Here is a 16,184-nt window from a genome sequence, read left to right as displayed (position 1 = left end):
TTGATAGTCTATTAAAATATTTTAAAAGTGATTTTTATATATTTTATTAAAATTTAAAAAAAGAACATGCATAAAATATTTTTAATAAATTATATTTATCTTTTCAAGCTTTGATAAATGTAACATAATAAACATTCATGAAATTTTTTATGCTTTTCTTTATCTATTAATATTAATTTCTTATAAATAAAATCGTATATGAATTTTCTAGAAAAAATAAAATCCTAAGATAATTAATTAGTTATTTGATGATCTTAGGATGTTTGATAAAACTATTTTCTTTTACATTCGGAATTAATAACATTTAAAAATATCAAATTCATTTTAATAAAAAATTAAATTTCTCTAAACTTTAATTAAGACTTTAACATTTATATAACTTTAATATTAATATAGAAGATGTATCATATATAAATTTTAAGTTCATGTTTGTGAATATTAGTTAAAATTTTTAGTCTTTTTAGTCTTTTGTTACGACAAGTAAAGATTTTAGAAAGATTATATTTATTTTGTTCAAATAATATTTTTCTACAATTCTTTACTTTATCAAAAAAACATTGAAGAATATTTATATTAATTTATTAAACTTAATATTTAATATTGATTCTTTTATCTCTTAATTTAATATTATTCAATTATTTAATAAAATAATGTTACGCACTTAACTAAAAAAGTATAATATTTGAATATTTTAAAAAATCAGTAAATATCTCATTTTCTATTTTTATTTCTAATATTATGATAAAAGAATAAAATTTAAAAAATCACTCAGTGGTATTCGTTGTATACTTTGAGTATTTTCAGTAACTAATAAATATATTATATTCTTCATATAAGTTTTTAATTATGTATATGAAGCGTGAATTTATTTATATAATAAATTCACGCTTCATATACATAATTTATTTAGATGATCCTTTTAGTGCATTAAAAGAGATTTTTGAAATTTTTTTATTTTTCTAAAATATAATGTTTATATTTCATGATTTTTGTATAACAATAAAATTGTTAAGATGAATTAAATTAATGTAAAAAATTTTTATAACTAAGATAAAACTTTGATGAATTTTTCTCTTAGTAAAACTATAGAAAACTAATTGTAAAATTACAAATAAGAATTACAAAATAATTTAATTCATATAAATTGAATGATTTTTTTTGAATAACTAACAATACCTAAATATTTAGTATTTTTAAAATTTTATTGTTAGTAATAAAGTATTTCATTTCTATATAGTGTAAAATATAAAAATAAATTACTACTAGTGTAGTTTATGAATATCATATAAAATATATTCAAAATATTAGTATTTGTAGGTATGCTTGTATTTCAACATATCAAATATAATTTTAATAATAGACACAATAACTAATCTTCATTAGAGATAAAATTTTTTAGAAAAAATCTAAAAATATTTTTTTTGAATCATCTCTTATTAAAACTAAAATAATAGATCGATCTAAGTTATCTAAAATTAAAAAAGTATCATAAAAATAAATTTAATAGCTATTGATCTGCATTAAGATTAACTAATCATCTTAAAAGATGATTATTTTTATATATATTTTATTATTATACTAATGTGTATCAAGAATTTATTCAACTGTTACCGACTTAGCTAAATTACGAGGTTGATCAACATTAGTACCTTTAATTAAAGAAACATAATAAGAGAGTAATTGCAATGGAATAGTATAAAAAATAGGAGAAATTAACTCTTCAACGTGTGGAAATAAAATGATTTTCATATTATCTCTTTCCTCAAAACCTGCATTTTGATCAGTCAAGATATACAATAAACCACCTCGCGCGCGAACTTCTTCAATATTCGATTTTATTTTTTCTAATAATTTATTACTCGGAGCAATGATGATTACTGGCATATTAGTATCAATTAAAGCTAATGGTCCATGTTTTAACTCACCTGCCGCATAAGCTTCTGCATGAATATAAGAAATTTCTTTTAACTTCAACGCGCCTTCAACTGCAATAGGGAATTGCTCACCACGACCAAGAAATAATGCATGAGTTTTATCAGAAAAATGTTTCGCCAGTTCTTTAATAACTTTATCATAAGATAATATATTTTCAATATGTTCAGGCAGGGTAAGTAATGCATATACTATATTTTTTTCAAGCTCAGGAGGGGCTCCTCTTAAACGACCTATATATGCTACTAACATCAACAAAATAGTTAATTGAGTAGTAAAAGCTTTAGTTGAAGCAACTCCAATTTCTATACCTGCTTTTGTCATCAAAGAAAATTCTGATTCACGCACCAATGAAGAACCTGTAACATTACAAATAGCTAAAGAAGTTAAATATCCTATTTTTTTTGATAAACGTAACGCAGCCAATGTATCTGCTGTTTCACCTGATTGTGAAAGAGTAATTATTAAACTATTTTTACGATAAACTGGATTACGATAGCGATATTCAGAAGCTATTTCGACATCACAAGGAATATTTGCTAAAGATTCAAACCAATAACGGGAAACCATACCAGCATTAAAAGAAGTACCACAAGCAACAATTTGAATATGTTCAACTTTTGATAAAATCTGATCTACACAAGAATCTAACTCACTAAAATAAATAGTATGATTTTTACTTAAACGACCTTTAGTGGTATTTTTAATCGACATTGGCTGCTCGTAGATTTCTTTTTGCATATGATGACAATAAATACCTTTATCACCTGCGTTATATTGAATATTAGATTTAATTTGTTCACGTTTAACAATTTTACATTGTTTATCAAAAATACGAACAGAGCAGTGAGTAATCTCAGCGATATCTCCTTCTTCTAAATAGATAAAGTGCTGAGTCACAGATAATAATGCCAGTTGATCTGACGCTAAAAAATTTTCTCCAATTCCAACACCAATAACTAATGGACTACCAGAACGAGCAGCTACTAATAGTTCAGGAATACGACTATCCATAATAACCGTACCATAAGCGCCTCGTAATTGAGGCGTAACACGTTGAACAACTTCAAGTAAATTCCCTCCATATTTTTGTTCATTATGAACAAGATGCGCAATTACTTCAGTATCAGTGTCAGAAGTGAAAAGATAGCCAAGTTGTTTTAAATTTTCTTTTAGCTCAAGATAATTTTCAATAATTCCATTATGAACAACAGAAATGAAACCAGAAATATGTGGATGAGCATTTTCTTCACTAGGAACACCGTGTGTTGCCCAACGGGTATGTGCTATTCCTACTCTACCAACTAGTGATTTTGTTTTTGCCTTTTCTACTAGCATTTGAATGTTACCAACTGATCGTAAACGCTGGAGATGACCTTGAGAGTTAATGACAGCTATACCTGCTGAATCATAACCACGACATTCGAGGCGACGTAGTCCTTCTATCAAAATTTCTGCGATATCACGTTTTGCGATAGCACCTACAATTCCACACATGTTATTTTATTCCTAAATAGAAAGATATTAATCCTTACAAGATTACTATATTATCATTGTACATTTTAATTGCAGTCAAATTGTTGTAGAAAATAAAGGTTACAATTCGTTATAATTAAAGTTATACCATTACTGTTAACCGGATACCAACAACTAAATTGTATAATTACTTATAATATTTTTAGTTTATTTATATAAATTTAAAAGTTTTTAGATGTTAATATTAATAAAATAATGTAATCTACTCTAATATTATATCTTATTTTTTATTGGACGTTGCCAATTTTTAATATGTACTTGCTTAATACGACTAATTACTAGTTCATTTTCATATATATCATGTGTAACAGTTGTTCCAGCACCAATTGTTGCACCATTAGCAACAGATACTGGTGCAATAAATTGAGTGTCAGAGCCAACAAATACATTATCACCAATAACTGTTTTGTATTTATTTAAGCCATTATAATTACAAGTAATAGTACCTGCCCCAATATTTACATTTTCACCAATCTGCGCATCTCCTAAGTATGTTAAATGACTAACCTTAGAATTAAATCCAAGAAATGTATTTTTTATTTCAACAAAATTACCTACATGCGTTTTCTCTGATAAATTCGCACCCGGTCGCAAACGTGCAAAAGGACCAACAGTACAATCCGTCAATAATTGAGAGTCTTCTATTATTGAATACGAATTAATAACTGAGTTATCGCCAATCACGCAATTTTTCAAAATACAACCAGAGTGGATATGTACATTATTACCTAAAGTAACATCACCAATGATAATTACATTAATATCAATAACGATGTCCTGCCCATGTTTTAACGTACCACGAATATCAAAACGTGTAGGGTCAATTAATACAACTCCAGCAAGTAATAATTTTTCAGCTTGCGCTTGTTGGTAAATACGTTCAAGAGTTGCAAGTTGAACGCAGTTATTAATACCTCTGATTTCATTAAAATGAATAGGGTGAATAGTGTTAATTCTATTCCCTTCTTCATGAGCTAGTGCGATAATATCAGTAATATAATATTCACCTTGTATATTATTATTATTCAATTTTGATAACCATCGTTTAAAATCATTACCGCTTGCAACTATAATTCCTGAATTAATTTCTTGGATATTACATTGTTCTTTCGATGCATCTTTTTGTTCAATAATACCCACTACTTTCTTGTTTTTACGAATAATACGACCATAACCAGTCGGATCATCTAAGGTTGCTGTTAATAAACTAATACCATTTTTAGGTTTCACCGAAATTAATCGTTCTAAGGTATTTTGTGAAATTAAAGGAACATCACCATACAACATAATAATACTTTCATCATTCTGAAAACTTGGTGCAGCTTGTTTCATGGCGTGTCCTGTTCCAAGCTGGTTTGATTGTAAAATCCAATTCAGTTTTTGTTTACCTAATTTTTCTTTTAACATATCACCACCAGACCCATATACCAAATAAATGTTTGATGCTCCTATTAATTTAGCTGTGTCAATAACATGTTGAATTATTGGTTTACCTGCTAGTAAATGTAGAACTTTTGGTAATTTTGAACACATTCTAGCACTCTTACCAGCAGCAAGAATGACAACACTTCTTCTTTGCACGGTCATAATTTCCTAAAACTCCACACTGAAGATAGCAATAACTTATTTTGATAAAAATTAGATGTTGTATTAAAAATAAATTAATTATTATACAATAACTAGCTTGTAATTGTATATTTTCATTACATACATGGTAACTATTCTTTGATGATTAAATTGCCTATATATTTATATATATTATTCAATATTTTATTTATTAATATTTGATTTTAATTTAATGAAAATTAGTTTGTGTATCGTAATTATCATCATATAAATAATGAATATTCATGATTATTAAAATATAATATCTATACTAATGATTAAACTGTTCATGGCTGTGCTTAAAACATAAATAATTTTATTATTAATATTACTTCACATTAGTTTTTGTATTAATTTAATTACATGAAGTTTTGCGAGTGCTTGTGCAAGCTCTGCAGATGCTTGAGCATAATCAATATCATTATTTGCTTTACAGATACGATCTTTTGCTTTTCGTTTAGATTCTAGAGCTCGCGTTTCATCTAAAAATTTACCACGAATTGCTGTATCTGCAAGTATGATTACTTTATTTGGTTGTACTTCTAAAATGCCACCAGAGAGATAAATTATTTCTTTTTCACTCAATTGATTGATAATATATACCATGCCTGGCTTTATAGAAGTGAGCAATGGGGAATGATTAGGATAGATTCCTAATTCACCTTCACTACCTGTTACCTGAATTTTTTGTACTAATCCGTCAAAAATTTGTTCTTCAGCACTAACAACCGTTAATTGATAGTTTAATGCGGTCATCACATGAATTTCCTATCAACTATATTCATTTTTTTTGCTTTTTCTATAGATTCTTCAATAGAACCAACCATGTAAAATGCCTGTTCTGGTAAGTGATCGTATTCTCCATTAAGAATACCAGAAAAACCATGAATAGTATCTTTCAGATAAACAAATTTACCTACTGAACCAGTAAAGATTTCTGCAACAAAAAATGGTTGAGACAAAAATCGTTGAATCTTACGGGCGCGAGCAACAACTACTTTGTCATTTTCTGATAATTCATCTATACCTAAAATTGCAATAATATCTTTCAGTTCTTGATAACGTTGAAGAATGCATTGAACGCCACGAGCCACATCGTAATGCTCTTGACCAACGATCAAAGGATCAAGTTGACGACTAGTGGAATCTAAAGGATCAACTGCAGGGTATATACCTAAAGATGCGATTTGACGGCTTAAAACCACGGTTGCATCTAAATGAGAAAATGTTGTCGCTGGTGATGGATCAGTTAAGTCATCTGCTGGAACATAAACAGCCTGTACAGAGGTAATTGAACCCGTTTTAGTAGAGGTAATACGTTCTTGAAGTATGCCCATTTCTTCTGCGAGCGTTGGTTGATAACCCACCGCTGATGGCATGCGACCTAGTAAAGCTGATATTTCTGTACCGGCAAGTGTGTAACGATATATATTATCGATAAAAAATAAAACATCACGACCTTCTTCACGAAATTTTTCTGCTATAGTTAAGCCTGTTAGCGCTACTCGAAAACGGTTTCCTGGTGGCTCATTCATTTGTCCATAAACTAATGATACTTTATCTATAACATTAGAATCAATCATTTCATGATAAAAATCATTACCTTCACGAGTGCGTTCACCCACACCTGCAAACACCGAATAACCTGAGTGTTCGGTAGCAATATTACGAATCAGTTCCATCATATTGACGGTTTTACCAACACCTGCACCACCAAATAATCCAACTTTACCACCTTTTGAAAAAGGACAAATTAAATCCATAACTTTAATACCGGTCTCAAGTAATTCTGTTGAGCTGGATAACTCTTCATAACTTGGCGCTGCACGATGAATGGGCCAACACTCTTCTGTACATATATCACCTTTCATATCAATAGGTTCACCAAGAACGTTCATAATACGTCCAAGAGTTGCTTTACCAACTGGAACTGTAATTTGATGATTTAAACTTTGAACTTTTAAACCACGATGCAAACCATCTGATGCTCCCATTGCAATACATCGCACAAGACCACCACCTAATTGTTGCTGAACTTCTAGTGTTAGTTTTATTTTACCATCCATAACTTGAAGAGCATCATATACTTTTGGTGCGTTATATTGAGGGAATTCAACATCCACAACATCGCCGATTATCTGGATAATTTTTCCAGTTATCATCTTGAATCCTCTATCTAATTAATAAACTTAGTAGTTAAATGGAAAAAGCACCTGAACTAGTTTCGATAAGCTCCTGGGTAATTTTAGCTTGACGAGCTTTGTTGTAAATTAATTGCAATTCTTTGATCAGGTTTTGACTATTATCAGTAGCAGCTTTCATCGCTCCCATTCGTGCAGCTTGCTCACTAGCTAAATTTTCAATAACACTTTGATAAACTTGCGACTCAATATAGCGACGTAGTAAGGTATCCAATAATATTTTAGGGTCATATTCATATATATAATCCCAATATTTTTTCTTCAATGTTTTATTATTATTCGGTAATATTGGCAGTATTTGAAAAATATTTGGTTCTTGATACATTATATTAACAAACTTATTACTGACTAAGTGTAATTCATCTAAACACCCTTCGTCGTATGCTTTTAGCATTGAATTAACTGGTCCAATTAAATATTTAAGTGTTGGTATGTCTTTCATTCCAGTAACTTGTGCAATTATATTTCCGCCAATATTTCTAAAAAATGAAACTGCTTTAGAACCAATTAAAGACAAATCAATTTGAACATTTTTTTTACTCCACGCATGCATTTCTGTAAGCAGTTTTTTAAATAAAGCAACATTTAAACTACCACATAGGCCACGATCTGTTGAAATAACTATATATCCAACACACTTAATCTTTCGTTTTTCAAAATATATGTGTTTATATTCCAAATTACCTAATGTTAAGTGATCAATAACACTACGCATATTTTCTGTATAAGGACGACTAGAGGCCATGCGTTCCTGTGATTTACGCATTTTTGATGCAGCGACCATTTCCATAGCTTTAGTAATTTTTTGCGTATTTTTCACACCACCCATTTGAGAACGTATTTCTTTTGTACTGACCATTTTTTGTCCTTATCAACTAAAATAGCTTAATAGACTACCTAGTTATTACCAGGAATGAGTCGTTTTAAATGATTCAAGAAGTAGTTGTAATTTACTTAAAATTTCATTATCATACTGACCAGTATGATTAATTTGATTCATCAAATCAGTATGCATTTCTAGTGCATAGGAAACCAATGCAGTTTCAAATGAACTAATTTTTTCTAATTCAATATCTTCTAAATACCCCTGTTCTACAGCAAAGAGAGATAAGGCTTGCTCTGCTATGGACATAGGTGAGTATTGTTTCTGTTTTAATAGTTCAGTTACTTTTTGACCATGACTCAACTGTTTACGAGTTATATTATCAAGATCAGAACCAAACTGAGAAAACGCTTCTAGTTCACGATATTGAGCAAGCGCAGTACGTATACCACTAGACAATATCTTGATAATTTTAGTTTGAGCAGCACCGCCAACACGAGATACTGAAATTCCTGGATTAACTGCCGGACGAATACCGGAATTAAATAAACTAGATTCCAGGAAAATCTGACCATCAGTAATCGAAATCACGTTAGTCGGTACGAATGCAGAGATATCACCGCCTTGAGTTTCAATTATAGGTAGAGCTGTTAATGAACCAGTTTGGTTTTTAACTTTACCTTTAGTAAATTTTTCAACATAATTTACATTTACGCGAGCAGCACGTTCAAGTAAACGTGAATGTAAGTAGAAAATATCACCTGGATAAGCTTCACGTCCTGATGGACGACGTAGCAACAATGAAATTTGGCGGTATGCAACAGCTTGTTTCGATAAGTCATCATAAACAATTAATGCATCTTCACCACGGTCACGGAAGTATTCACCCATAGCACAGCCAGAGTAAGCTGATAAGTATTGTAGAGATGCTGATTCTGATGCCGTTGCGACAACAACAATTGTATTGCTTAACGCACCATGCTCAGTGAGTTTACGAACTACGTTAGCAATTGTAGAGGCTTTTTGACCAATAGAAACATAAATACATTTAATACCAGAGTCACATTGGTTAATGATTGTATCGATTGCCAAAGCAGTTTTACCTGTTTGACGGTCACCTATAATAAGCTCACGCTGACCACGACCAATTGGAATAAGTGCATCAATTGATTTATAACCAGTTTGTACTGGTTGATTTACTGATTGACGTTCAATAACACCTGGAGCAATCATTTCTATTGGAGAAAAACCATCATTCTTAATGTGCCCTTTACCATCAATAGGTTGACCAAGAGCATTAACGATACGTCCTAACAACTTGTGACCTACTGGAACTTCTAAAACACGACCAGTACATTTTACTTTCATGCCTTCTATTAAGTCAGCGTAAGGACCCAAAACAATAGCACCAACAGAATCACGTTCTAAATTTAATGCAATGGAATAACGATTTTTATGCAATGCGATCATCTCACCCTGCATAACTTCAGCTAAGCCGTGAATACGAATAATCCCGTCATTAACAGAAATGATAGTACCTTCATTATGAGCTTTACTCATAATATCAAACTGAGCAATACGCTGCTTAATCAGTTCGCTGATTTCGGTGGAGTTCAGTTGCATATATTCTATCCCCTTTCAAGACTCCAAGAAGTCAGTTAACCGAGCTAAGCGACCTCGAACACTTCCATCGATAACAAGGTCTTCAGCACGAATAATTACTCCAGCAATAATAGATTTGTCAATTTTATAGTTCATCTTAACTTTGTATGAGAGGTGTTTTTCCATTAATGCGGATATTTTTTTTAACTGTTGTTTATTTAATTTAGTGGAAGAAATCATATCAACTTCGATAATTAATTCCAGTTTTTTATGCAATTTAGTAAACTGTTTTAAAACCTCGGGTAATATACCTAATCGCTTATTTTGAGCCATAATACGAATAAAATTGCGCATATGTTCATCAATTTTATCGCCACAAATAGAGATTAATATTGTAGCTATTTTTTCCGGTACAATATGATAAGATAGCAAATGACTGAAATGCTTATTACATATTACTTTAGAAGTAAACATCAACATATGTTTTATTTTTTCAAAAGACTGATTTTCTAAAGAAAAATTAAATATTGCTTTAGAGTAAGGACGAGCTACTGTAGCAATTTCAGGCATATTTTACTCCTTACAATTTACATATTACTTTATTGATAATATCAGTACTAATTTCTTCATTTATAGAACGCTCAATAATCTTTTCGGCAGCTGCGATAGCAAGCATTGTAACTTGTTTACGTAATTCTTCATACATCCGCTTACGTTCAAAATCTATGTCTGTTTGAGCTTGCTTAAGAATTTTCAAACGTTCTATTTGAGCATCTACTTTTGCTTTTTCAATCATTTTGTTACGTTGCATATTTGCTTGTTCAATAATGATACCAGCATTAAGTTTTGCTGTTTTTAGTTGGTTAATTATATCGGTTTGAGCTGATTCTAAGTTTTTTTTAGCACTCTCTGCAGAAAATAAACCATCGGCTATTTCTTTCTGACGGTTTTCTATAGTCTTTATAATTGGAGGCCATACATATTTTATACAAAATAAAACAAATAGGATAAACGCTATATCCTGACCCAATATTGTTGCGTTTAGATTCATAAAACAATGCCTCTTACTAGTTAATAACTATGCTATAAATATTAAATATTAACCAATAACAACGAACATTATATACATTCCAAGACCAACAGTAATCATTGGAATAGCATCTAAAAGACCTATGATAATAAAGAACTGCGTACGTAGAAGAGGAATTAAATCGGGCTGACGAGCAGCACCTTCTAAAAATTTACCACCTAAAATCCCAATACCAATTGCAGCACCTACAGCTGCTAAACCCATCATGATGGTGGAAGCCATGTAAAGTAGATCTATATTTATATTTTCCATAAAATCTCCAATTTATTTTAGTTAATACAATTATTTATAGTTTAATTAATGCGATTCAGATGCCATTGATAAATAAATAATAGTTAAAACCATAAATATAAAACTTTGTAGTGTAATAATTAATATATGAAAAATAGCCCAAGGTAAACTTAGTAACCACTGTGACCAACATGGAAACAGAGCTGCAATAAGAATAAAGATTAATTCACCCGCATACATATTACCAAATAATCGTAAACCCAACGATATAGGTTTTGATATAAACGTTACTCCTTCAATAATCAAATTTATAGGAATAAAAATAGGATGATTGAAAGGTTGAAGAGTCAGCTCTTTCATAAACTTACTCATTCCCTTTATTTTGATACTATAAAAAAGAATTAAGACAAATACCCCAAGAGCCATCGACATAGTGATATTTAGATCTGCAGTTGGAACTATACGCAGAGCCGGTAACCCTAAATAATATTCACTAATATACGGAATAAAATCAATGGGAAATAAATCTAAAATATTCATTAAAAATATCCAGACAAATACAGTTAATGCTAAAGGCGCAATAATCTTATTCTTACCGTGATACATATCACGCACTTTATTGTCAACAAAACTAACAATCAATTCTATTGCGGTTTGTAACTTACCAGGTATACCACTACTCACATTAACTGCAATTATTCTAAATAACCAGAGAAATAAACACCCAACAACTACCGAAAAAAACAACGAATCAATATTTAATGTCCAAAACGTAGGACTAGCGTGGGATTGTATAAGCTTAAAGGTACGAAGATCTAATTGAAGATGTCTCAAATGTTGACCTATATATTCGTTTTTAGTCATCACTTTTCCTAATATATATATAATGTCTGTTACATTTTTTATAGTTTAAAAACAATTAACGATTTTAAATCGTTAGTGTAAAAATTTAAATATTTAATACAGCTAAATAAATTAAAATTTAATAGTATTATTAATATTTTTAAGATACAAAAATACATAATTTAGCTACAATCATTACAATGATTAACTGTTTCTCTTCTAATGTAAAGAAGAAGTTAATGCGGAACTGTTTGTTTTCTTCTTACTTCTGAAATTATTATAATAATATCAAATAAAATCTTGAATACTTAATAAAGTCGTTTGCTGAAAAAAACAAAATATCTTTTCTATTTTATCTACATAACAACTTACCAACAATAACATAATACAAATTGTCAAGATAATTTCTTTAGTAGTCTTATTTTATAACAAAATGCATTTTAAAAATTATATTAATAATATTTATTTTCCAATATTTATTACGAAAGAAAATAAGTAAATTATATTAGAAAAATAAATTTAATTAGTGAGTAATTAAATATAAATCTATTTCATAGATAAAATAATTAAATGACGCTGTTCATTTAGCTCAGGGATCATCAATTTTGTTATTGACTCAATAAAAAAACCAGTAGGTAAATTTACTTTTTCTTCATCTCGTATGATTCCTTTTAGTGCATAAAAGTGACCGCAAGGTTTTAAAATATGACGACATAAAATCAACATTTTATACAGTGACGCAAATGCACGGCTAATTACTCCATCAAATCCTGTCTCAATTTCGTATTGTTCAACTTTCGATTTTATCACATTAATATTTTGTAATCTTAGTTGATATTGAACTTCCTTAAGAAAGCATATACGTTTCCCTAAACTATCAAGTAAAACAAAATAAGAATGGGGGCGAATAATTGCTAAGGGTATTCCAGGTAACCCCGCTCCGGTACCAACATCGATAAATAACGTTCCGTTTAATTGATTATTTACTACTATACTATCCATAATATGGCGTATTAGTATTTGATAAGAGTCATGAACAGAGGTTAGATTATAAATCTTATTCCATTTCACAAGCAACTTGACATAAGTGACCAACTGTTGTTTTTGTTTTTCAGTTAAGTTTACATTAATTGTTGCTAATAATTGAGTTAATTGATTGAGTAAAGTCATATTTAAGAATTCTTAAGTAGAATTTGTTGTTTTTTTAACCAAATAAGCAAAATAGAAATCGCAGCAGGAGTGATTCCAGAAATACGTGAAGCTTGACCAATAGATGTTGGTTTAAATTCGTTTAGTTTTGTTATGGCTTCATTTGATAAACCCTTACATTCTTTATAATTAATATTGATAGGCAATTGAGTATTTTCATTTTTTAATTGATGTTTTATTTTTTCTTTTTGACGTAAAATATAACCTTCATATTTAATTTGAATTTCAATCTGATCTGTAACTTGTGTATCAGAAATACCTGGTGAAAAATAGTTTAACGATGTCAATTGTTGGTAATGTATATCTGGGCGACGTAATAGTTCCTCACCATTTACCTCTTTTGAAAGAGGTACAGAGAGTATTTTATCTATTTCATTATAATTTTCTGATTTAGGGTGAACCCAAATATTTTTTAATCGTTGACGTTCTTTTTCAATTAATTCTATTTTGTTATTCATATGCGCCCAACGAGTATCGTTAACTAATCCTAGTTCACGACCTTTTTCAGTTAAACGCAAATCGGCATTATCTTCTCTTAAGATTAATCGATATTCAGCACGAGAGGTAAACATGCGATAGGGTTCTTTTGTACCTAAAATGCATAAATCATCAACGAGAACTCCCATATAAGCTTGATCACGGCGAGGGTACCAACCGCTTAAATTAAAAGCATATCGAGCTGCATTTAACCCAGCAAGAAGCCCTTGAGAAGCAGCTTCTTCATAACCTGTTGTTCCATTAATTTGACCAGCAAAGAATAATCCATTAATGAATTTGCTTTCTAAAGTTTGTTTTAGATCTCTAGGATCAAAAAAATCATATTCTATAGCATAACCAGCTCGAACAATTTTACTATTTTCCATACCTTTAATTGAATGAATCATTTGTACTTGTACATCAAATGGCAAACTAGTAGAAATTCCATTTGGATAAATTTCATTGCTTGTTAATCCTTCTGGTTCTAAAAAAACTTGGTGGTTATTACGATCAGAAAAACGTATAACCTTATCTTCAATTGAAGGACAATAACGGGGACCCACACCTTTGATATTTCCAATATAAATTGGACTACGATCTAAATTCTTTCTTATAATATTATGAGTTTTTTCATTTGTATATGTAATATAACAAGATACTTGTTTAGGATGCTGTTCTTGTGAACCCAAAAAAGAGAAAACAGGTATCGGATCGTCACTAGTCTGTTGATCTAATTTATTAAAATCAATTGTTCTAGAATCAATTCTAGGAGGTGTACCTGTTTTGAGCCGATTTATTCGTAAAGGTAAATCTTTTAATCTTTGTGCAAGCAACACTGAAGGGGAATCACCAGCTCGACCAGCGCTATAATTTTTTAATCCAATATGGATTTTACCATTTAAGAATGTTCCGACAGTTAGTACTATTGATTTAGCTTTAAATTTTACTCCTAAATGAGTAACAACACCTGTTACAGTATAATTTTCTATAATTAAATCTTCGACAGATTGTTGAAAAATAAATAAATTTAGTTGATTTTCTAATGCCGTTCTTATTATTTGCTTATAAAGAATTCGGTCAGTTTGCGCTCGTGTTGCACGAACAGCTGGTCCTTTCCTTGCATTCAGTATTTTGAACTGAATACCCGCTTTATCGGTTGCAGTAGCCATTAAACCACCTAAAGCATCAATTTCTTTTACTAAATGTCCTTTACCGATTCCACCAATAGCTGGGTTGCAGGACATTTGACCTAATGTATCAATATTATGAGTTAATAATAAAGTTTGACGCCCCATACGTGCAGATGCCATAGCCGCTTCAGTGCCTGCATGACCACCACCAATTATAATCACATCAAATTTTTCTGAATAAAACATATACAACCTTCATGTAAGAGATATGCTGAATTTTTATGTTGAGCATGTTAATATAATTTATATAAAATATTTTTTATTTAAAGATCTTTTATTAGATCTTTTATTAAAATGGTTCATTTCTGTGGATAACAAAAAATTCACTTTAAAGATCATAAAAATACAAAGAATGATATTCTGTGCATGACTCGTGATTTTATTGCGTATAAATTGGGACTAAATTAAATACTTATACACAGAAAAAAATTACTAACAATTTTTACTCTAGATAAGTACAAGTTAATACCATGTTATTACCAGAGTTATCCAGAGATAATGTTTGTGAATTTAAATATATTATGGCTCGTTGAGAAAAATGGAACATTTAGTAATTTTGTAACTGTATAATATATAACAAGTCCGTTTGTTTTATTAAAAATACCATTATTAGATAATCATTTGTAACGTAAAATATTGTATAAAGTTTGATAAATTGCTCAAACTGTTTTATGTAAGTTATGAATATATATTATTTTAATTAAATTGTATGGTATGATTTTACATATTTAATTAAATATATCATTGAATATCGGAAAATTTTATATGCATAATAGTCCTTAAAAAGAAATGCTATTAATGTTTATAAAATTAGTTTTATCAATAATCATAAAATGCTATCGGCCTTCACATTGCTTTTGACATAATTTTAAACTATAGATTTTTTGAAATCTGATATGATAGGTTGATTACTATTGTGGATACTTTTTTTTAAAAAAATGTTAACAGTAAAATATAGTAAGTTTTTATAGGAAAAGAGTTATAAAGTGTATGCATTTTAATAATCTTTAAAATATATTGTAATATAAAATATTGAATAAATATAAATTTACATGCAGTAAAGTATTTTTGTTTAGTTTATTGAATGACAAATCTTCAACTTGATTGCAATATTAATTAATGGGTATTATGTAAAAATTTTTATTATTTTAACAGATATGTCAATATGATAGATTTTAAATCATTCTAAAAGATTTTTAATAATTTAAAGGATTTAAATTTATATAATTATTGAGTGATTATTACTTAATTAATTATTTCTTGGTGATATTATTTAGAGGTAATTCATGAAACGTAGTATTTATTACAATGATTTAATATTATGTATTTTCCTGTATTGTTGATTCTTTTATCCTGCATTTTAAGTTGTATTAATATGTGTTTATATATTCAGTTTAGTTAGTAGCGTTTATAAGATAGAGTAAAATAAAAGTTCTATTATTTGT

The 16,184-nt window shown here is 29.4% G+C and carries 12 protein-coding genes; all 12 read right to left on the bottom strand.

The features are described from left to right. Positions 1–1,596: 1,596 nt before the first annotated feature. The 12 genes from glmS to mnmG all read right to left on the bottom strand — a co-directional run bounded on the left by glmS (position 1,597) and on the right by mnmG (position 14,925). Positions 1,597–3,429, bottom strand: a complete 1,833-nt coding sequence (gene glmS / locus GFV14_RS00060) for a glutamine--fructose-6-phosphate transaminase (isomerizing) (RefSeq protein ID WP_457914324.1) — start codon at positions 3,427–3,429, stop codon at positions 1,597–1,599. 252 nt (positions 3,430–3,681) lie between these two features. Next, complete coding sequence (gene glmU / locus GFV14_RS00055) at positions 3,682–5,055, bottom strand: bifunctional UDP-N-acetylglucosamine diphosphorylase/glucosamine-1-phosphate N-acetyltransferase GlmU (protein ID WP_457914323.1); 1,374 nt, start codon at positions 5,053–5,055, stop codon at positions 3,682–3,684. A 351-nt stretch (positions 5,056–5,406) separates the two neighbouring features. Next, positions 5,407–5,829, bottom strand: coding sequence for a F0F1 ATP synthase subunit epsilon (locus GFV14_RS00050; protein ID WP_457914322.1), 423 nt, complete (start codon positions 5,827–5,829; stop codon positions 5,407–5,409). Continuing rightward, on the bottom strand, positions 5,829–7,235 hold the full coding sequence (gene atpD / locus GFV14_RS00045; protein ID WP_457914321.1) for a F0F1 ATP synthase subunit beta: 1,407 nt from the start codon (positions 7,233–7,235) through the stop codon (positions 5,829–5,831). The genes GFV14_RS00050 and atpD overlap by 1 nt, the downstream gene beginning before the upstream one ends. 34 nt (positions 7,236–7,269) lie before the next feature. Beyond that, the gene (atpG, locus tag GFV14_RS00040) at positions 7,270–8,133 is read right to left on the bottom strand and encodes a F0F1 ATP synthase subunit gamma (protein ID WP_457914320.1); all 864 of its coding nucleotides are present in this window, start codon (positions 8,131–8,133) and stop codon (positions 7,270–7,272) included. A gap of 45 nt (positions 8,134–8,178) precedes the next feature. Further along, positions 8,179–9,720 carry a F0F1 ATP synthase subunit alpha gene (gene atpA, locus GFV14_RS00035; RefSeq protein WP_457914319.1) on the bottom strand — a complete coding sequence of 514 codons (1,542 nt, stop codon included), beginning with the start codon at positions 9,718–9,720 and terminating at the stop codon, positions 8,179–8,181. A 15-nt stretch (positions 9,721–9,735) separates the two neighbouring features. Next, positions 9,736–10,269 carry a F0F1 ATP synthase subunit delta gene (gene atpH, locus GFV14_RS00030; protein ID WP_457914318.1) on the bottom strand — a complete coding sequence of 178 codons (534 nt, stop codon included), beginning with the start codon at positions 10,267–10,269 and terminating at the stop codon, positions 9,736–9,738. Between the two features lie 10 nt (positions 10,270–10,279). After that, entirely contained in the window at positions 10,280–10,750 is a 471-nt protein-coding gene (atpF, locus tag GFV14_RS00025; protein ID WP_457914317.1) for a F0F1 ATP synthase subunit B, read from the bottom strand. Positions 10,751–10,798: 48 nt separating this feature from the next. Beyond that, positions 10,799–11,041: a F0F1 ATP synthase subunit C gene (atpE, locus tag GFV14_RS00020; protein WP_457914316.1), complete on the bottom strand. Its 243-nt coding sequence runs from the start codon at positions 11,039–11,041 to the stop codon at positions 10,799–10,801. A 45-nt stretch (positions 11,042–11,086) separates the two neighbouring features. Continuing rightward, positions 11,087–11,884: a F0F1 ATP synthase subunit A gene (atpB, locus tag GFV14_RS00015; RefSeq protein WP_457914315.1), complete on the bottom strand. Its 798-nt coding sequence runs from the start codon at positions 11,882–11,884 to the stop codon at positions 11,087–11,089. Between the two features lie 525 nt (positions 11,885–12,409). After that, positions 12,410–13,033, bottom strand: a complete 624-nt coding sequence (gene rsmG / locus GFV14_RS00010) for a 16S rRNA (guanine(527)-N(7))-methyltransferase RsmG (RefSeq protein WP_457914314.1) — start codon at positions 13,031–13,033, stop codon at positions 12,410–12,412. 2 nt (positions 13,034–13,035) lie between these two features. Continuing rightward, the gene (gene mnmG / locus GFV14_RS00005) at positions 13,036–14,925 is read right to left on the bottom strand and encodes a tRNA uridine-5-carboxymethylaminomethyl(34) synthesis enzyme MnmG (protein WP_457914313.1); all 1,890 of its coding nucleotides are present in this window, start codon (positions 14,923–14,925) and stop codon (positions 13,036–13,038) included. Positions 14,926–16,184 lie beyond the last annotated feature (1,259 nt).

The organism is Candidatus Hartigia pinicola (assembly GCA_020541205.1).
GTDB classification, from domain to species: domain Bacteria; phylum Pseudomonadota; class Gammaproteobacteria; order Enterobacterales; family Enterobacteriaceae; genus Hartigia; species Hartigia pinicola.
Note: the sequence above shows the minus strand (reverse complement) of the source record. Positions and strands in the feature narration are given on the sequence as shown.

What these genes read in the sequence shown, in the direction of transcription:
- atpA (WP_457914319.1), bottom strand. Translation starts at nt 9,720, where the DNA reads ATGCAACTGAACTCCACCGAAATCAGCGAACTGATTAAGCAGCGTATT.
- GFV14_RS00050 (WP_457914322.1), bottom strand. Translation starts at nt 5,829, where the DNA reads ATGACCGCATTAAACTATCAATTAACGGTTGTTAGTGCTGAAGAACAA.
- mnmG (WP_457914313.1), bottom strand. Translation starts at nt 14,925, where the DNA reads ATGTTTTATTCAGAAAAATTTGATGTGATTATAATTGGTGGTGGTCAT.
- atpH (WP_457914318.1), bottom strand. Translation starts at nt 10,269, where the DNA reads ATGCCTGAAATTGCTACAGTAGCTCGTCCTTACTCTAAAGCAATATTT.
- glmS (WP_457914324.1), bottom strand. Translation starts at nt 3,429, where the DNA reads ATGTGTGGAATTGTAGGTGCTATCGCAAAACGTGATATCGCAGAAATT.
- atpF (WP_457914317.1), bottom strand. Translation starts at nt 10,750, where the DNA reads ATGAATCTAAACGCAACAATATTGGGTCAGGATATAGCGTTTATCCTA.
- atpB (WP_457914315.1), bottom strand. Translation starts at nt 11,884, where the DNA reads ATGACTAAAAACGAATATATAGGTCAACATTTGAGACATCTTCAATTA.
- atpE (WP_457914316.1), bottom strand. Translation starts at nt 11,041, where the DNA reads ATGGAAAATATAAATATAGATCTACTTTACATGGCTTCCACCATCATG.
- atpG (WP_457914320.1), bottom strand. Translation starts at nt 8,133, where the DNA reads ATGGTCAGTACAAAAGAAATACGTTCTCAAATGGGTGGTGTGAAAAAT.
- atpD (WP_457914321.1), bottom strand. Translation starts at nt 7,235, where the DNA reads ATGATAACTGGAAAAATTATCCAGATAATCGGCGATGTTGTGGATGTT.
- glmU (WP_457914323.1), bottom strand. Translation starts at nt 5,055, where the DNA reads ATGACCGTGCAAAGAAGAAGTGTTGTCATTCTTGCTGCTGGTAAGAGT.
- rsmG (WP_457914314.1), bottom strand. Translation starts at nt 13,033, where the DNA reads ATGACTTTACTCAATCAATTAACTCAATTATTAGCAACAATTAATGTA.